Source organism: Microbacterium sp. ZW T5_56 (assembly GCF_044987425.1).
Taxonomy (GTDB): Bacteria; Actinomycetota; Actinomycetes; order Actinomycetales; family Microbacteriaceae; genus Microbacterium.
This window is the reverse complement of the sequence record NZ_JBJDRI010000001.1, coordinates 64,757-81,100: the sequence shown is the minus strand read 5'-3', so window position 1 is coordinate 81,100 and position 16,344 is coordinate 64,757. Positions and strand designations below refer to the sequence as shown.

Sequence of the window (16,344 nt, the reverse complement as noted above, 5' to 3'; positions counted from 1 at the left end):
TCACGCCCTAGAACTCGAACATGCGTATCAGCTCGTCGGAGAGAAATACCGTGACGGGCAGTTTCATCAACGTCTCGGCGTCCACGGAGATGCCGCGAAGCTGGGCCGTTCGTGCATACTCCTCCCAGGGGAACTCGTCGCGGTCCGGCACGTCCCCACGGATGAGGTCCTGGACTTCCTTGAGGACTTCCTCGCCCGAGCTCTTCCATGAGACCGGTTCCTCCTGAGCATTCATCTGTCCTCCTCCGACACCGCGGTCCATATTGAGACGGATCATCGACCTATCGGACAGCCGCACGAACTGTGTCATGGACATGTGCATCGACGGCACCTGGCTACCAGGCACGGGGCCCTGATATTCACAGAGGATGACGATGCCGGTGACCGTCAGCTCCGCCGGGTCGAATGGCTGAACGCGGGGATCGATCCGGTAGTTCGACATCGGGTCGAGAGGCACGTAGCGGGTCGGCTCAGCGTCGGTCATGGCCGACAGTTTAGATCTCGCTCCGGTGTTGCCCACCCCTGATACGGGTGCCAGATATTGGGAGCGAGTCCCGTAGCGTGGTGTCAATTCCTGCGGGGGTTCTCGGCTGCATCCTCGACTCCGCTCACTGCTGAGCGCCGACTAGACCGGTTGCAATCAGCAGCGCGATGGCGAGCAATCGAAGAGGCGTGCCATGATCGGCTCCGCAATGGCGATGGGTGTAAGCGTCACGACATCACCCAGGCCCTTCGCTCCTGGGGTAGAAGTAACAGCGCCTCAGCCAGTTCCCGCGTGTACGGATCGTCCCACTCCCGCGGGTCGATCTGGCGCTGCGCGATGGCGTTCAGCCGGTCCGCTCGTTCGCTTGCGTCGGGGTAGCGAACCGGGACCGTTCTCGTGAGGGCGACGAACGCACTGGCGATCAGCGCGTACCAATCGCCCGCGACAGTACGAGTCGCGCGGCCGGTCTGCAGGACGGATGAGGCGTACTCGGGAGCGAGGTAGTGGATCAGCCCACCCCCGTACGAGCTGCCGGGCGAGCCGGCTTCACCGAAGTCGATGAACAGCGCTGCGTCATCCGCGAACCGAATGTGTGTCGGCTGCACGTCGCCGTGCACCCAGCCGGCCTCGTGGATTCGGTCGAGCTCGTGGGCGACGAGTCGAAGATCTGCACGCCTCGGTTTGGTTTCGAGCGACGGACCTTCCAGCCATCGGGTGCCGATGCTCGCGGCCTCCACCCACCGCAGGCAGAGGGCAGCACTGTCTCCTTCGGAGGAGAAGCCACTGATGCGATGCGCATACCCGTCGCCGAGCTCCTTCAATGCGGCGAATTCGCTTTCCACCTCGCCTGGTCCACCGTCGCCTGAGATCTTCAGAATGTATCGGGATTCGTCGCCGTACGTCAGGAGAAGGACGTAGCCCGCACGCATAGACAGGACTCGGACGGCGAGTGGGTCTGGCCGGGGCAACGACCGTGCGACGCACTTATCTTGCGACGACGTGAACGATGGCCAGTCGGCCGGAGGCAGAACGTGAGAACTCATCGAAGGCCTTCGCTTCGCCAGGTGGTGGCAGTCCGATCAGCCACCTTCGTGCGCTCCGGCAGCTTCGCATCGGGGGGAGCAGTGCGTCGTCATCGTCCCAGTGTGCAGCAACTCCGAGCCTCACCGTCGAGGAGGTGTGGACAGTGTTTCTTCGGCACGCGTGAGCCGGGCACGCCGCCGGTCAGTCATGTCCCCCGTCCCTCCGACAAGGTACGAGTACACTCGTGCTACGTAAACAGGTACACTCGTACTCACAACCTGACGAGTGGAGGGGAATGTCATGGTTCTCGGATTGATCATCGCGTGCGAGGTGGCCTTCTGGCTGGCCGTGTTTGGGGGACTGCTGGCGCGGTATGTCGCCCATCGTCCGCGGTTGAGCATCGTGCTGCTGCTCCTCGCGCCCGTTGTCGACGTCGTGCTGCTGGTGCTAGTGACCGTCGACTTGCTCGGAGGCGGGACGGCATCGTGGCACCACGGGTTGGCGGCGCTGTATATCGGAATTTCCATCGCGTACGGGCATCGGATGATCGCGTGGGCGGACGCGAAGTTCGCCACGCGCTTCCAGGGCGCAGCTCCTCGCCCCAAGCTCACCGGGACGGCCTACACGATCGCGTGCTGGAAGGATGCCGCTCGCACCCTGCTGGCCGTCGCGATCGCCGCGGCGATCCTCGGCGGACTGATCTTCATCGTGGGAGCGCCCGAGCGAACAGAAGAGCTGGGCGGCTTCTTCCCGCTGCTCGGGCTGATCCTCGGAATCGACGTACTCTGGGCGGTGAGCTACACGATCTGGCCGAAGCAGTCGGCACCGGTGAAGGGATGATGCGATGCCTCGCCTGATCGATCACGACGAACGCAATCGCGACATCGCGGCAGCGGCGATGCGCGTGCTGGTGGACAAGGGCCTCGGTGCGCTTTCGGTGCGGAACGTCGCCGCCGAAGCGGGCATCGCCGCCGCTTCGCTTCGGCGGGCCTTTCCCGCCCAGGAGAGTCTGCGACGGTTCTGCTTCGATGCGATCCGCCGGGCGGTGGCGGACCGAATCGAAGCGCTGGAAGGCGAAGGGCTCGCGTTCGTCCTCGCCCTGCTTCGCGAGTTCCTGCCGCTGGATGACGTGCGACGGGGCGAACTCATCGCGCAACTCCAACTGGGAACGCTGGCGCTGACCGATGGGTCGCTGCGAGAGAGCGCGAGCGAGCTGAATCGCGAGGTGCGCGGCGCCTGCGCTGCGGTGATCGCCGAACTCGTGCGCACCGAGGTGGCAGCCTCGACGGTCAACATCGACGACGAGGCGGACCGGTTGCACGCGCTGCTCGACGGCCTCGCGATTCACCTGCTCTGGGAATCGCGCTCGGATGCGGAAGTCTTCGCGGGGCGCATCCTCGAGCGACACCTCCGATCCCTCGGGTCCGCCGCCGCCGATCGCGCCTGAGGGGCCGACCACACAAAGTGGTCGGCCCCTCAGGCACAAACGTCAGGGCACGAGCCCCGCAATAGCCGGCTTGAAGCCGAGGCGCCGGTTCTCGCAGCACCCGGGACGGCACACGTCGAACCAGGGTCCGATCGACGTGGTGTTCTTCCGCTGCCCCACAGGGCGTCCCTCGAGACGCTCCTGAACCAGATCGACGAGAGCACCGACGAACGCCGGGTGCACGCCCGGCGTCGGAGTGCGGGTCACCCAGAGGCCCCGGTTCTGCGCGGTCTCCGTCGCCTCCTCATCGAGGTCCCACATGACCTCCATGTGGTCGCTGACGAAACCGAGCGGCACGATGATCACCGCGGTGCGATCCGTCAGAGCCTCGATCGCGTCGTTGATGTCCGGCTCGAGCCACGGCTGCGACGGAGGGCCGGACCGGGACTGATAGACCAGCTGCCAGGCGAGATCCGGGTCAACGCGGGCGATGATCTCTCGCGCGGCCGCGAGGTGCTGGGCCGCGTATCCGCCGCCGTAGGCATCCCCGAACAGCGACGCTCCGGAGAGCTCCGCGTCCAGCGTCGGAATGCTGTGCGTGGCGAACAGCACCTCGATGGAACCGCGATCGTTCCCCGCGGAGACAGCCTCGCGCACGGCGGATTCGAGTCCTTCGACAAAGGGGGCGATGAAGCCGGGGTGGGAGAAGAACTGGCGCACCTTGTCGATCCGCAGCTCGTCCTGGAGTCCGGACGCTTCGAGAGCATCAGCCCAGTCCTCGCGGTACTGCCGACACGACGAGTACGACGAGTACGCGCTCGTCGGAATGGCGAGAAGGTTTCGAGCGCCGTCGGCGGCCGCTTCCTGAAGCGCTTCGTCCAGGTACGGCGACCAGTTCCGGTTGCCCCAGTAGACCGGGAGATCCAGCCCGGCCTCCTGCAGCGCGCCCGTCAACGCCGCGAGGAGTCGCCGGTTCTGATCGTTGATGGGACTCACGCCGTTGAAGTGGCGGTAGTGGTGCGCGACCTCTTCCAGACGCTCGTCAGGGATGCCGCGACCCCGCGTCACATTCCGGAGGAACGGCAGAACGTCGTCCTGGCCCTCCGGGCCACCGAAACCCGACAGCAGGATGCCGTCATAGGCGAACGGCACGGTGGTGTGCTCCGGACCGTCGGCGGTAGCGGACGTGGCACTGGCCACCCGAGCTCCGGGATCACGGTGGACGCCCGTCGCCGGCGCCGGCTTGAGCTCCCGTCGCGCGGCACCGCGTAGGTCGTCGCCCTGGTGACGCGACTCGTGGCCTTCTGTCATGGCTTTCCTCCGATGAAGTTCCCGCGCCATCATAACCCTTCATCTGATGAAGCTCCCGCACGCTGCTCCCGCAGGACGGGTGAACTCCGTGATGATGGGCGTATGACACATCGCGTGGCCGTCCTCGTGCTGGAAGGTGCGAAGCCCCTCGACGTCGGCATCCCCTCGCAGGTGTTCGCGCAGCGGGCGAGCATGCCGTACGAGGTGCGGGTGTGCGGAGCGGAGCCGGGGCTCGTCACCGGGGGTGACGGCCTGTCGTATCACGTGGCCGAAGGGCTGGAAGCGCTGGAGCGCGCCGACACGATCTTCGTGCCCGGCTATCGCGAACCGGCGAGCACCGAACCCCCCGCTGCGGTCGTCGCCGCGCTGCGTGCCGCGCACGAGCGCGGTGCCCGCCTCGCTGCCATCTCCACCGGCGCCTTCGCGCTCGCGGCCACTGGCCTCCTCGACGGGCGTCGCGCGACAACGCACTGGCACTACACCCGCGCCCTCGCCGAACGTCATCCGCTCATCGATGTGGACGAGAACGTGCTCTTCATCGACGAAGGGGACGTGCTCACTTCCGCGGGTGCTGCTTCGGGCATCGACCTGTGCCTGCATCTCGTGCGGCGTGATCATGGCGTCGGGCTGTCGAACCACGTTGCCCGGCGGCTCGTGGCAGCGCCCTATCGGAGCGGGGGACAGGCGCAGTATGTGCCGCGAAGCGTGCCGGAGCCGCTCGGCGACCTCTTCGCCGACACCCGCGAGTGGGCGCTGGGCCGCCTCGCCGAATCGCTCACACTCGCCGACCTGGCGCGCAACGCGAACGTCTCGGAGCGCACCTTCTCGCGCCGGTTCGTGGAAGACACCGGCTACACGCCGATGCAGTGGGTGCTGCGTGCGCGCATCGATCTGGCGCGCGAGCTGCTGGAGCGCTCGGACCTCGGCGTCGAGCAGATTGCTCATCGCGTGGGCCTCGGGACCAGTGCCAACCTGCGGCTCCACTTCCACCGCATCCTCGGCACCTCGCCCACGGAGTACCGCCACACCTTCTCGAACACCGCAGTGGCGGGATCCTCATCACCGGTGGCGAGCGACGTGGCGTGATCCTTGCGCATGCTGTCTTGCCAGCCACTGGCAGACGCCGACGCTCGGGCTGAGCATGGAAGGCGCACCGGGACTGAAAGGAACACCATGACCCGCATCGCCATCAACGGCTTCGGACGTATCGGCCGCAACACTCTGCGCGCCCTGCTGGAGCGCGAGACCGACCTCGAGGTCGTCGCCGTCAACGATCTGACCGCACCCGACGCCCTCGCCCAGCTGCTGCGATTCGACAGCTCTCTCGGTCGCCTGGGCCGTCCGGTCGAGGTCGACGGTGACGCGCTGATCGTCGACGGTCGTCGCATTCAGGTGCTTGCCGAGCGCGATCCCGAAAACCTGCCCTGGGGCGAGCTGGGCGTCGAGGTGGTGCTGGAGGCCACCGGACGCTTCACCTCCGCGGACGCCGCCCGCGCCCACCTGCGTGCCGGAGCGAAGCGTGTTCTCGTGAGCGCCCCCTCCGACGGCGCGGACGTGACCCTCGCCTACGGTGTGAACACCGAGGCGTACGACCCGACGGCGCACACCATCGTCTCCAATGCCTCCTGCACCACGAACGCTCTGGCGCCGCTCGCGAAGGTGCTCGACGATCTGGCCGGCATCGAGCACGGATTCATGACGACCGTGCACGCCTATACCCAGGAGCAGAACCTCCAGGACGGCCCGCACCGCGACCCGCGCCGTGCTCGCGCTGCCGGGGTGAACATCGTCCCGACCACGACCGGTGCCGCGAAGGCGATCGGACTCGTGCTTCCCGGTCTCGATGGCAAGCTCTCGGGCGACTCCATCCGGGTGCCCGTGCCGGTCGGGTCGATCGTGGAGCTCAACACGACCGTCTCGCGCGAGGTCACGCGCGACGAGATCCTTGCCGCCTACCGCGCGGCAGCAGACGGTGCGCTCGCCGGCATCCTGGAGTACTCGGATGACCCGCTGGTCTCGAGCGACATCACCGGCCAGCCGGCATCGTCGATCTTCGACTCTGCGCTCACCCGGGTGGATGGGAAGCACGTCAAGGTGGTCGCCTGGTACGACAACGAGTGGGGCTTCTCCAACCGCGTGGTCGACACGCTCCTGCTGCTCACGCAGTCCTGAGCGCCCGAGCAGGGGTCCCGCGGTGCGGGGCCCCTACTCATTCCAGCCGCGTGATGTCCACGGTGACGAACATGTCCGACGCGCCCGATCCGGCATACACCCCGCGCAGCGGAGTGATGTCGGAATAGTCGCGGCCCACACCGACGAAGACGTGAGACGGCCCGATCTCCACGAGGTTGGTCGGATCGTAACCACGCCACGCTCCGGAGAACCACTCCACCCAGGCATGGGATTCGCCCACCACGGTGACCCCGACCTGAGGATCCGCATCCGGGTGCAGATACCCCGACACGTAGCGCGCGGGAACACCGGCCGCCCGCAGCATGCCCAGCGTGACGTGCGCGATGTCCTGGCACACTCCCGCCCGCGCCGGCCACGCATCACGAGCGGTGGAGTTGACCGCCGTCACGCCTCGGCGGTAGGTCATCGCCTCGCCGACGATTGTGCAGATGGCACGCGCCGCACCGTCGACGTCCTCATGCTCACCCCGGATCGCCGTGGCGATCTCCCGCATCTGGTCGTCGGGATCCGTGGCGTCCGTCTGGATCAGCATCTCGGCCACATCGAGAGACGTCGATACGGCGTCGGCAAGGTGCTCCCAGTCGACACTCGGGCCGCCGGTGACGATCGTGCGTGTCTCGACGATGCTCGTGGCGACCACGGAGAGCTGCTGGTGCGGTGTGAGCACCTCGAACGCGGTCACCGGCGTTCCCCAGTAGTCGTTGTAGGTGCTCGGATGTGTGGCGGGGCTCGTGTCGACGCGCGCCTGCAGCACGAGCTGGCGGTCCTGTGTGCGCGGCAGCATGCGAGCTTCGTTGTAGGAGGCCGTCGCGGGGGAGGCGTACTGGAAGCCGGTCCGGTGCACGATCTTCAGCCTTGTCATAGCGTCTCCTCGATCCAGACGGGCGCGGCCATCGATGGAAAATACTGATCCTGCACGGCGTTGCTGATCGTGGACACACTGGCCTGCACCTGGTGCATGCTGGTCTCCAGCAGCAGAACAAGGTCGGTCACCGAGCGGTACTCCAGGTCGGAACGGAGCCGTCCGATCGCCCGTCCGACCGCGTCGGGAGGCGACAGCGGTGAGCTCTGACCGATCTGACGCAGGCATTCCTCCGCACGGATCACGCTGGACAGCACGGATCGCGGGAAGTGGCGGTCCACGAGCAGGAACTCCGTCGCCGACTGCGCGGTCGGCATGGACCGATGCACGCGCAGGTGGGCGTCGTACGCGTCGCAGCTGCGCAGCAGGGTCATCCAGTTGATCGCGCTGTCGTCCGCGGTTCGTGCGGCGGACACCAGGAGGCGCGCTGTCATGTCGGCAGCTTCCAGAGCGCGTCCCAACGCGAAGAAGTGCCACGCCTCATCGCGACTCATGGACGTCTCAGCGACCCCGTAGGTCAGTGCCGCGCGCTCACGCACCCACTGGAAGAAGGAATGCGAGCGCTCGAACTCAACCCGCAGGGGCAGCCGCGCGTTGGTGGTGTTGAGGACCTCCCAGAAGTCCTGAGAGATGACCTCGCGGGCACGACGCGCGTTCTCTCGCGCCGCGGAGAGGGAGTGCGCGACCGAGATCGCCCTCGTCCGATCCGTCGCCAGAACCCGAAGTGCATCGCCACGCCGGGGGTTGCTTCCGGCAGCATCCGGCACGCCCATCACGGCCAGCACCGTGCGGCACACCGACTCCTCGTCGGCCCACGGGTCCTCCAGGAGAAGCTGCAGATGCACATCGAGAATGCGCGCGGTGCCGTCGGCGCGCTCGACGTAGCGACCGATCCAGATCAGCCCCTCGGCGATGCGACTCAGCACGACGCCTCCTGTTGTTGCTGTTGTTGTTGCTGCTGGGGATCGTCGAAGAGCGGGACAGGCAGCGGGGCGGGCTCGGGGACGGAGAACTCGATGAGCGGTGGGATCGCCACTCGCGCAGGAGCTGCCAGCACGGATGCGCGCGGAGCTGCGGGATCCTCCAGTACCCAGGTGTCCTTCGATCCGCCACCCTGGCTCGAATTGACGACGAGCTGTCCCTCCGGCAGAGCGACACGAGTGAGGCCACCCGGCAGCACCCAGATCTGCTCTCCGTCGTTGACGGCGAAGGGGCGGAGATCGGCATGCCGTGGTCGGAATCCGTCGTCCACGAGGGTCGGGATCGTGGAGAGCTGAACCACCGGCTGCGCGATCCAGCCGCGCGGGTCCGCGGCCAGGGTCTGTCGTGCGGCGTCCAGCTCGGCTCGTGAGGCGGCGGGGCCCATGATCAGTCCCTTGCCGCCCGACCCATCCACCGGCTTGACCACGAGTTCGTCCAGGCGGTCCAGCACCTCGGCGAGTGCGTCCGGATCCTCGAGACGCCAGGTGTCGACGTTCGGCAGGATCGGATCCTCATGCAGGTAGTACCGGATCAGATCGGGAACGTAGGTGTAGACGAGCTTGTCGTCCGCGACGCCGTTGCCGATGGCGTTCGCGAGTGTCACGTTGCCCAGCCGTGCCGCGTTCATGATCCCGGCAGCACCGAGCATGGAGTCGGGACGGAACTGCTGGGGGTCGAGAAATTCATCGTCCACGCGGCGGTAGATCACATCGACGCGGCGCGGACCTGCTGTCGTGTGCATCCAGACGCGGCCACCGGAGCAGAACAGGTCGCGTCCTTCCACGAGCTCGACACCCATCAGGCGGGCAAGCAGGGTGTGTTCGTAGTAGGCCGAGTTGAAGACGCCGGGTGTCAGCACCACGATCGTCGGGTCGTCGGCACCGTGCGGGGCAGCAGCCCGGAGGGCACCGAGCAGTCGGTTCGGGTAGTCCATCACCGGCAGCACCCGCATGTCCTGGAACATCTCGGGCAACATCTGTGCCAAAGCGCGCCGATTCGCCAGCACGTAGCTCACGCCGCTCGGCACGCGAACGTTGTCCTCGAGCACACGCCAGGAGCCCGACTCGTCTCGGATCACGTCGATGCCGGCAACCTGGATCCGTACGCCGTTGGCGGCGACGATCCCCGCAGCCTGTCGATGGAAGTGGCTGGAGGATGCGATGAGCCGGGCCGGCACGACGCCATCGGAGACGCATCGCCGCGCGCCATAGATGTCATCGAGGAACGCCTCGAGTGCCCTCACGCGCTGCGCGACGCCGAGGTCGACCTCTCGCCATTCGCCGGGAGCGATGACGCGCGGGACCACGTCGAGGGGAAAGGGACGTTCCTCACCCGCGAAGTCGAAGGTCACGCCCTGCGTCAGGTAGGCCCCGGCGAGCGCCTCCACGCGACCGCGGAGGTCCTCCGCAGACATCTGACTGAGCGCGCGGTGAATTGTGCGATACGGATCGCGCGTGGCCAGCGGTGTTCCCGCGGCGTCGCCGTCGAACATCTCGTCCCACGGCGAACGTGAGTGAGATCGCTGAGACGGTCGACTCCAGTAGCCGGCGAAGGACGTTTCCATGGATGGACCATTCCACGCCGACGTTTCGCGCCCATTACGGCCACGAGTCGGCAGCGCGTCAGGGGCGGGGCTCAGTGTGTCGACACGGCCATCAGCGCAGGCCGTCTTCGCAGGTGCTTCCGTCTCGCACTTCCCACCAGAGCTCATACTCGGTGCCCTCCGGCGTCTCGACCGTCCATGCCGGGAACTCGATGTACTCGTCCATCGCGAGAGCCCAGGATGCGTCCGCACGCGTCGATTGCGGGTCGTCTGCGGGCAACTCGTGCTGTGTGGTCCAGGATTCGGCGGGGTGGGACTTCGCCCACTCGTACATGAGCTGACCCGTCTGCGACCAGTCGCGCGCATTCATGTTCTCGGCGACGGCGGCGGGCATGGGCGCGCGGTCGGACGTTCGATAGTCGTACGTGCAGGAGTGGGTCTTCCCGTCATCGCCCACATAGCTGATCGGAATGGTCACGTTCGTGGTGAGCCAGGGTCGCTGACCGATGATGACGATCGCACCAATGATCGCGATGGCGATGACATTCGCGGTCGCCGCGATGAGCCACCACGTGCGACGGCGCGACCGTAGCTGTCCTGCGGGCGAGGGAATCGGGTGAGTCATGAGCGGCTCCTTCCCGGCGCAACGCTCTCGCCTTCCATGGTGCACCTCGGGCGGGCGTCGTGCCAATCGGCCGCCATCGCTCCGGTGGAAGAGAGAAAAAAACACCGGCGACGTGTCGCGGGGATGCCGGATTCAGCTTGCACCGGGCTGTGCGGCGCCCGATGCATCCCGGTAGCGCGTGGCAAGCAGATCGAACGCCGCGGCCAGCTCGGGGGGACCGATCACCTGCAACGGCGCGTCGAAGCGGCCGAAGGACGCGGCAAGTGCCGTCCACGACCACGACCCGGCCTGCAGCGAACACCGCTCGGCGTCGAGAGCGGTAACGATGCCATCGCCCGCGAAGGGACGGACATCCTCCGCGGGCAGGTGCAGGATGACGGAGCCGCGACAGGGCCACTCATTCACGTCGGAACCCTTGAACCGAGCCGCGACGAACTCAGCCACATCGCCGCCCGGTACCGAGCGTGGGGTGAACCGCGGGCCGTTCGTCATTCGCGGTCGAAGTCGGTCGACCCGATACAGACGCCAGTCCTCACGTTCGAGGTCCCAGCCGAGCAGATACCAGCGCCCCTGGGAGGCGATCAGCTGCACCGGCTCCGCGCGTCGGGCTGGCCGATCGTTAGCGTCGCCACTCGGGGAGCGGTAGTCGAACCGCAGCACCTCCCGCACCTGGATGGCGCGTGAGATTCCCTCAAGAACGCCGGGCTCGGCGGCCGCGTCCTTCGTCGTGCGCAGGGCTGCAACCTCGATGGCGTCGAGGCGATGCCGCAACGGCGACGGCATGACCTGGCGAATCGTGGCCAGCGCGCGAACGGCGGCCTCATCCACTCCTGCCCGGATGGCGGGAACGGTCTGCAGCGCGATCGCGATCGCCACCGTCTGGTCCTCGTCGAAGAGCAGCGGCGGCAGCTCGCTTCCCGCGGCAAGGCGATACCCGCCGTCCGGGCCCATCGTGGAGTCGATGCGGTAGCCCATCTCGCGAAGCCGGTCCACGTCCCGACGAACGGTACGGGCGCTGGTCTCCAGACGTTCGGCGAGGACGGGACCCGGCCAGTCGCGATGGGTCTGCAGCAGCGACAGAAGCGCGAGCAGTCGCGAGGTTGTCGTCATGATTCGACCGTAATCGTCATCTAGGACAAAAATCGACCTATATGGCTGTGAGAGTGAGCTCTGCGAGCCGATAGGGACTCGCAGAGCACCCAGGAGCAGACATGTGCATTCAGATCACGACCCACCTCAACTTCCGCGGAGATGCGCGGGCGGCACTTGAGTTCTATCGGTCCGTCTTCGGTGGCCACCTCGTCATGAACACATATGCCGATTTCGGCATGCCCGGGGAGATCCCGGGCGCGGACCGGGTGGTGTTCGGTCTGGTGACCGCACCGAACGGGTTCCGCGTCATGGGCTACGACGTGCTCGGTGAGACCGATCACGGCATTGTCGGTGGCGGATCCACGCATCGGGAGAACAACACGACGCTCACCGATCAGGCGCTGTTCGTGTCGATCGGATCAGACACACTCGACGAGCTCCAGGGGTACTGGAACGTTCTGGCGGACGGAGCCAGCATCGTCGAGCCGCTGGACGCATCGGCGTGGAGCAGTGGCTTCGGGATGCTCACGGACCGCTTCGGTGTCACGTGGAGCTTCACTGTCAGCGCCTAGCCTGTGGCACGGCCGGCCCGCCTCAACGAAATGTGGGGGCGGGTCGGTGATTCACAGGCCGCCTCCGCGCGGCTGTGAGAGCGGATACCGAAGCCGAGGAACTGCCCGGGGACGACATGGCGCTGCGCACGATCGAGACGACGGAAGATGATCAACGCGCGGTGCGCCGCGCCATCGCGTTCGGGATGAGCCGCACCTACCCCAGCATGGAGCCCGTGCCGATCGTGGTGCTGAGAGAGCAGCCGTTGTCGTACAGCGCCTCTATCGATCCCCAATAGGCGATCCAGCGCCAGGTTTCGGGAATCGCCTGGACAGTCGCGCCCTCGGGAAGTGGTCCTTGTGCAGCGAACAATTGCTCCGCGCTGGGCTGGCCACCGAACACCTGAGTGCTGACGCGTGTGAAAGCCAGCGCCTGGCCGGACTGCTCGACATCGAACATCGAGGTCGTGTTCGTCGCGACGCCGTAGGTTCCGAACTCGGTGAGTTGGTTGCCGAAGGCGTCGAACACGCCATAGTCGTACGCCTCGATCGCTTCCGTCGTCAGCGTCATCGAAATCGCGTGGGACGTGAGGAAGTCTGCGACCGCGGAATCGAAGATGTAGCCGGTGCCGACATCAGTCGTCGCGTCGTAGGAGAAGCTCCAGTCGGCCGGTGCTTCCAGGATCGGGACGAAGGACATGTCAAAAGTCCACGATGTCTGGGCCCCCGCGGCCAGGGCGACGTTCTCCAGGCTGTCCTTCAGAGTTGCGGTGACCGTCGTCACATCGCCCTCGCGGACCGTCTCGTAGTCGAAGAACTCACTCTCAGGCACGACGATCAGCGGCGCCTCGCCACACAGGGGCAGAGAAGTGGGGGGCTCGGGGGTGACGAAGGTGGTCGTCGGCGTCGGCGTCGGCGTCGGCGTCGGCGTGGGCGTGGGCGTGGGTGTCGGCGTCGGCGTGGGCGTGGGTGTGGGTGTCGGGCTTGGTGTGGCCGTCGGAGTCGCTGTGGACGTCGGACTCGGTGTCGACGTCGGGCTTGGTGTTGGCGTCGGTGTCGGTGTCTGCGTGGCCGTCGGAGTAGGTGACGGCGTCGGTGTGGACGTTGGCGTGGGCGTGGCCGTGGGCGTGGCCGTGGGTGTGGGTGTCGGAGTGGACGTCGGAGTCGCTGTCAGCGTCGGGGTGGGTGTGGACGTCGGAGTCGCTGTCAGCGTCGGGGTGGGTGTGGACGTCGGAGTCGGCGTCGGCGTCGGGGTGGGTGTGGACGTCGGAGTCGGTGTGGCCGTGGGTGTCGGTGTGGCTGTCGGGCTCGGCGTGGACGTCGGAGTCGGCGTGGCCGTTGGCGTGGACGTCGGTGTCGGTGTGGCCGTGGACGTCGGAGTCGGCGTGGACGTCGGTGTCGGTGTCACCGTGGCGGTCGGCGTGCCAGCCGGCGACGTGGTGGGCGCGGGTGCCGGCGTCGACGGGCGGCAGTCACTCGTCGCCGCGTGGGCGGGCGTGGGGGCCGCGAGCGGCGCGAGCGCGAGCAGGGCGATCACCCCAAAGGTGCCGAGCACGGCTCCGGCGCGTTTGCGCTCCTTGTCCCGTCGAGCGAAGAGCACAACTCCGCAGATCACGACCAGGACGGCCAGGGCCGCGAGACTCCACGGGGGTGCCGCACCTGTGGCGGCAAGACAGTCAGCGAAGCTCATGGCGACTCCAGGTCGAACGATCGATACCCAGGGTGCCGATCTTCAACCGACGACGCACACCCAGGCACTTCTTTGCAGCAGAGATGGTGGTTCGGGTTTCTCCCCACTCCCGACCGGGCCTCCGGCTCGGACAGTACCGGGCCGCGCAGGGCGGTGTCAATCATTCGAGACGTCGAGAAAGCGCCCGACCGAGCGGGAGGACGGGGCTGCGGGAGACACGCGGCTAGGCTTCGACGCATGACGGACGATGTTCGCAACCTGCACGACGCTCTCGCCACGATCACGGCTCATTGGCAGCCGCATCGGCTGGTCAGCGTGAACGACTACGACGTGAAGGTCGTGAAACTGGAGGGCGAGTTCGTGTGGCACACGCACCCTGACACCGACGAGCTGTTCCTTGTCGTAAGCGGTCAGCTGACCATCCAGCTGCGCGATCGCGATGTCGTGCTGGGTCCGAACGACGTGTTCGTCGTGCCGCGGGGAGTCGAGCACTGCCCGAAGGCGGAGGAGGAGGTTCAGGCCGTCCTCTTCGAGCCGAAAGGGACGGTGAACACCGGAGACGCAGGCGGGGACCTGACGTCCGAACTGCGCGAACTCCGCTGACCCACGCCGCTCGCGAGCGCGCCCGCGGCGAGTCAGGTCTCGTGAGACTTCCGTCTGTGGGCGACAAACGCCGCAACGCGCGGATTCTCGCCCACAGACGGAAGTCTCGAGGGGTTGGGGGATGCGTTTTCGGGCTTCCGCGAGATCGGGGCGGCGATTTCGACGATTACGCGTCATAGTCGGGCCGATTCCGCGTCTCATTGATGCACGCCACATACGGGCGTGCCGCTCGCCCGTGGGGACGAGGCGAACGTCACTCTGGGGGAGGCTTCATGTCTGACACGTCACTTCTGGTGTCGCTGAACGAGTTCAGCGCACTCATCACCACCGTCGGCGTCGTGGTGGGACTGCTCGGGGCACTGGGCATGTTCCTGCTCTTCGTTCTCGGACATGCCGAGCTCAGCCTCGTGCCTCTCGGGTTCTGGCTGGTCGGGTCGCTCGCCTGCGTGCCGGGGATCGCGGCCGGAATCGTCACGCCGCTGGTGCTCGTGTTCGGGATCGGAGTCCTGGCGATCACCGCCGGAGTGGTGGTGGACACGCTGCGCCGTCGTGCTCGCCAGCGGCATTCGTCCGTGTGGTTCTGGAGCCACGAAGGCAGCTGGTGAGGTCACGCCTCGCCGGGTGAGCACCGCGCGGAGGATCGGCGGATCTACCATTTCAGGTGATGTCTGCTTCCGCTCCTGTCTCAGCTGACGTCGCCCTCGGCGACCTCGGTGCCCTTCTGCTGGACGCAGGGGTGTCCGTCACCGATGTCCGAGGCACGCTGGAGCGCGTTCGCGAAGTCACCGCGCCTCGCACCGATCTGACGTTCGCGGTCTTCCCGGAGCACGTGTTCGTGAGCCGACCGGGTGTACCCGGGGCTACGACGATCGCGGCCGGCAGCGGACCGGGACTCACTTTCCGGCAGACCGCGCACGCGTCGCAGCTGGCCCGCCGGCTCGAGAGCGGGCAGGTGGCGCTGGACCAGGTGCCCGATCATGTGGCTCGGATCCGTGCCCTGCAGCGTCGACACCCGGCGCTGCAGATGGCCCTCGGCGGTGCGCTGCTGGCGGCAGGGCTCGCGGTGCTGTTCCGCTGTCCCTGGTGGGCTGTGCTGCTCGCGCTGGTCGTGGGTGCGCTCGTCGCGAGCATCGCCATCGTGACCGAACGCGTGCGTGCAGCCTCCGCGATCGTGCCGTTCGTGGCGTCGCTGATCTCCACCCTCATCGTGGGAGTGGTGGCTGCGGGCCTCGACTTCGGTGCCGTACCGCTGTTCGCCGTCTGCGCGCCGGTGGCGCTGCTCGTTCCGGGCGCACTGATCACCAACGCGCTGCTGGAGCTCACCTCTGCCGACATCGTGACCGGGGCCTCGAGACTGGTCTACGGGCTGATCGTGCTGGCGTTCATGGCGGCGGGCATCTACCTCGGCGCCGCCCTCACCGGACTGAGCGTGGACCCGGCATCGGCCGCCCTCGTGGGCGAGACGTCACTGGTCACCGGCCACGGCGGCTGGGAGTCCGTGCCTCCCCTGGCATGGAGCTGGATCGGCGTGGTGGTGCTCGCGATCGGGATCGGCCTCAGCTTCGGCTCGGGCTTCCGCCTGACGGTCGCGACCGTCATCGTCATGAGCTGCACCTACGGCGCGCTGATGCTGCTGAGCCCGTTCACGGGCAGCACCATCGCCACCGGTGTCACGGCCGGACTGCTGTTCATCGTGGCGCGTGTGCTGGAACGTGTGACCCTCGCGGTCCCGGCCACGGTGTCGTTCCAGCCGGCGTTCCTGCTGCTGGTGCCGGGCACGGTGGGACTCGTCGCCCTCGCATCCTTCGATGCCACGGCGCTCGCGGCTGCGCCGATGATCTTCATCAGCCTCTGCATCGGCACCAAGGTGGGCGCGCTCATCGCCGACGCGCTGCGGATCACGCGACCCGTTCCGGTGACGACGGCGACCGGATCGATCCATGTGATCCGCTGACGCTCG

Annotated in this window: 18 protein-coding genes; 9 read left to right on the top strand and 9 right to left on the bottom strand. The window is 67.1% G+C overall.

The features are described 5' to 3' along the window. Window positions 1-7 precede the first annotated feature (7 nt). Window positions 8-484: a hypothetical protein gene (locus ACI3KU_RS00345; RefSeq protein ID WP_404920296.1), complete on the bottom strand. Its 477-nt coding sequence runs from the start codon at window positions 482-484 to the stop codon at window positions 8-10. A 227-nt stretch (window positions 485-711) separates the two neighbouring features. Then, window positions 712-1,326: a hypothetical protein gene (locus tag ACI3KU_RS00340; RefSeq protein WP_404920295.1), complete on the bottom strand. Its 615-nt coding sequence runs from the start codon at window positions 1,324-1,326 to the stop codon at window positions 712-714. 481 nt (window positions 1,327-1,807) lie between these two features. Here ACI3KU_RS00340 and ACI3KU_RS00335 point away from each other — a divergent pair, with 481 nt between their 5' ends. Beyond that, a complete protein-coding gene (locus ACI3KU_RS00335; protein WP_404920294.1) occupies window positions 1,808-2,347 on the top strand; it encodes a hypothetical protein in 540 nt (179 codons plus the stop codon). Between the two features lie 4 nt (window positions 2,348-2,351). After that, window positions 2,352-2,954 carry a TetR/AcrR family transcriptional regulator gene (locus ACI3KU_RS00330; protein ID WP_404920293.1) on the top strand — a complete coding sequence of 201 codons (603 nt, stop codon included), beginning with the start codon at window positions 2,352-2,354 and terminating at the stop codon, window positions 2,952-2,954. Window positions 2,955-2,996: 42 nt separating this feature from the next. Here the strand turns inward: ACI3KU_RS00330 and ACI3KU_RS00325 are convergent, their stop codons facing one another. Then, on the bottom strand, window positions 2,997-4,244 hold the full coding sequence (locus ACI3KU_RS00325) for a ferrochelatase (protein WP_404920292.1): 1,248 nt from the start codon (window positions 4,242-4,244) through the stop codon (window positions 2,997-2,999). Window positions 4,245-4,346: 102 nt separating this feature from the next. On the opposite strand from ACI3KU_RS00325, the gene ACI3KU_RS00320 reads away from it, so the two are divergent. Both ACI3KU_RS00320 and gap read left to right on the top strand, forming a co-directional pair. Next, window positions 4,347-5,330, top strand: a complete 984-nt coding sequence (locus ACI3KU_RS00320) for a GlxA family transcriptional regulator (RefSeq protein ID WP_404920291.1) — start codon at window positions 4,347-4,349, stop codon at window positions 5,328-5,330. Between the two features lie 87 nt (window positions 5,331-5,417). Beyond that, entirely contained in the window at window positions 5,418-6,416 is a 999-nt protein-coding gene (gene gap, locus ACI3KU_RS00315) for a type I glyceraldehyde-3-phosphate dehydrogenase (protein WP_404920290.1), read from the top strand. Between the two features lie 37 nt (window positions 6,417-6,453). Here gap and ACI3KU_RS00310 read toward each other — a convergent pair whose 3' ends face one another. From ACI3KU_RS00310 to ACI3KU_RS00290, 5 genes are all read right to left on the bottom strand, one after another. Further along, on the bottom strand, window positions 6,454-7,299 hold the full coding sequence (locus tag ACI3KU_RS00310) for a transglutaminase N-terminal domain-containing protein (RefSeq protein WP_404920289.1): 846 nt from the start codon (window positions 7,297-7,299) through the stop codon (window positions 6,454-6,456). Continuing rightward, the gene (locus ACI3KU_RS00305; RefSeq protein WP_404920288.1) at window positions 7,296-8,225 is read right to left on the bottom strand and encodes an alpha-E domain-containing protein; all 930 of its coding nucleotides are present in this window, start codon (window positions 8,223-8,225) and stop codon (window positions 7,296-7,298) included. Before ACI3KU_RS00305 ends, ACI3KU_RS00310 begins: the two co-directional genes overlap by 4 nt. Further along, window positions 8,219-9,844 (bottom strand): circularly permuted type 2 ATP-grasp protein, encoded by a 1,626-nt coding sequence (locus ACI3KU_RS00300; RefSeq protein ID WP_404920287.1) that lies wholly within the window; start codon window positions 9,842-9,844, stop codon window positions 8,219-8,221. The genes ACI3KU_RS00305 and ACI3KU_RS00300 overlap by 7 nt, the downstream gene beginning before the upstream one ends. A gap of 91 nt (window positions 9,845-9,935) precedes the next feature. Beyond that, on the bottom strand, window positions 9,936-10,448 hold the full coding sequence (locus ACI3KU_RS00295) for a hypothetical protein (protein WP_404920286.1): 513 nt from the start codon (window positions 10,446-10,448) through the stop codon (window positions 9,936-9,938). A 132-nt stretch (window positions 10,449-10,580) separates the two neighbouring features. Then, window positions 10,581-11,558 (bottom strand): helix-turn-helix transcriptional regulator, encoded by a 978-nt coding sequence (locus tag ACI3KU_RS00290; protein WP_404920285.1) that lies wholly within the window; start codon window positions 11,556-11,558, stop codon window positions 10,581-10,583. A gap of 101 nt (window positions 11,559-11,659) precedes the next feature. Here ACI3KU_RS00290 and ACI3KU_RS00285 point away from each other — a divergent pair, with 101 nt between their 5' ends. Continuing rightward, on the top strand, window positions 11,660-12,112 hold the full coding sequence (locus ACI3KU_RS00285; RefSeq protein WP_404920284.1) for a VOC family protein: 453 nt from the start codon (window positions 11,660-11,662) through the stop codon (window positions 12,110-12,112). Between the two features lie 196 nt (window positions 12,113-12,308). Here the strand turns inward: ACI3KU_RS00285 and ACI3KU_RS00280 are convergent, their stop codons facing one another. Beyond that, window positions 12,309-12,923 carry a hypothetical protein gene (locus tag ACI3KU_RS00280; protein WP_404920283.1) on the bottom strand — a complete coding sequence of 205 codons (615 nt, stop codon included), beginning with the start codon at window positions 12,921-12,923 and terminating at the stop codon, window positions 12,309-12,311. Between the two features lie 52 nt (window positions 12,924-12,975). Here ACI3KU_RS00280 and ACI3KU_RS00275 point away from each other — a divergent pair, with 52 nt between their 5' ends. The 4 genes from ACI3KU_RS00275 to ACI3KU_RS00260 all read left to right on the top strand — a co-directional run bounded on the left by ACI3KU_RS00275 (window position 12,976) and on the right by ACI3KU_RS00260 (window position 16,338). Continuing rightward, window positions 12,976-14,022 (top strand): hypothetical protein, encoded by a 1,047-nt coding sequence (locus ACI3KU_RS00275; RefSeq protein ID WP_404920282.1) that lies wholly within the window; start codon window positions 12,976-12,978, stop codon window positions 14,020-14,022. After that, window positions 14,019-14,384, top strand: coding sequence for a cupin domain-containing protein (locus ACI3KU_RS00270; protein WP_404920281.1), 366 nt, complete (start codon window positions 14,019-14,021; stop codon window positions 14,382-14,384). Before ACI3KU_RS00275 ends, ACI3KU_RS00270 begins: the two co-directional genes overlap by 4 nt. A gap of 272 nt (window positions 14,385-14,656) precedes the next feature. Next, window positions 14,657-14,989: a hypothetical protein gene (locus ACI3KU_RS00265; protein ID WP_404920280.1), complete on the top strand. Its 333-nt coding sequence runs from the start codon at window positions 14,657-14,659 to the stop codon at window positions 14,987-14,989. Window positions 14,990-15,048: 59 nt separating this feature from the next. After that, complete coding sequence (locus tag ACI3KU_RS00260) at window positions 15,049-16,338, top strand: threonine/serine exporter family protein (protein WP_404920279.1); 1,290 nt, start codon at window positions 15,049-15,051, stop codon at window positions 16,336-16,338. Window positions 16,339-16,344 lie beyond the last annotated feature (6 nt).

Bases quoted from the DNA above. Each gene is read 5' to 3' on its own strand.
- ACI3KU_RS00345 (WP_404920296.1), bottom strand. From the start codon at position 484: ATGACCGACGCTGAGCCGACCCGCTACGTGCCTCTCGACCCGATGTCG.
- ACI3KU_RS00335 (WP_404920294.1), top strand. From the start codon at position 1,808: ATGGTTCTCGGATTGATCATCGCGTGCGAGGTGGCCTTCTGGCTGGCC.
- ACI3KU_RS00330 (WP_404920293.1), top strand. From the start codon at position 2,352: ATGCCTCGCCTGATCGATCACGACGAACGCAATCGCGACATCGCGGCA.
- ACI3KU_RS00325 (WP_404920292.1), bottom strand. From the start codon at position 4,244: ATGACAGAAGGCCACGAGTCGCGTCACCAGGGCGACGACCTACGCGGT.
- ACI3KU_RS00320 (WP_404920291.1), top strand. From the start codon at position 4,347: ATGACACATCGCGTGGCCGTCCTCGTGCTGGAAGGTGCGAAGCCCCTC.
- gap (WP_404920290.1), top strand. From the start codon at position 5,418: ATGACCCGCATCGCCATCAACGGCTTCGGACGTATCGGCCGCAACACT.
- ACI3KU_RS00310 (WP_404920289.1), bottom strand. From the start codon at position 7,299: ATGACAAGGCTGAAGATCGTGCACCGGACCGGCTTCCAGTACGCCTCC.
- ACI3KU_RS00300 (WP_404920287.1), bottom strand. From the start codon at position 9,844: ATGGAAACGTCCTTCGCCGGCTACTGGAGTCGACCGTCTCAGCGATCT.
- ACI3KU_RS00295 (WP_404920286.1), bottom strand. From the start codon at position 10,448: ATGACTCACCCGATTCCCTCGCCCGCAGGACAGCTACGGTCGCGCCGT.
- ACI3KU_RS00290 (WP_404920285.1), bottom strand. From the start codon at position 11,558: ATGACGACAACCTCGCGACTGCTCGCGCTTCTGTCGCTGCTGCAGACC.
- ACI3KU_RS00285 (WP_404920284.1), top strand. From the start codon at position 11,660: ATGTGCATTCAGATCACGACCCACCTCAACTTCCGCGGAGATGCGCGG.
- ACI3KU_RS00270 (WP_404920281.1), top strand. From the start codon at position 14,019: ATGACGGACGATGTTCGCAACCTGCACGACGCTCTCGCCACGATCACG.
- ACI3KU_RS00265 (WP_404920280.1), top strand. From the start codon at position 14,657: ATGTCTGACACGTCACTTCTGGTGTCGCTGAACGAGTTCAGCGCACTC.
- ACI3KU_RS00260 (WP_404920279.1), top strand. From the start codon at position 15,049: ATGTCTGCTTCCGCTCCTGTCTCAGCTGACGTCGCCCTCGGCGACCTC.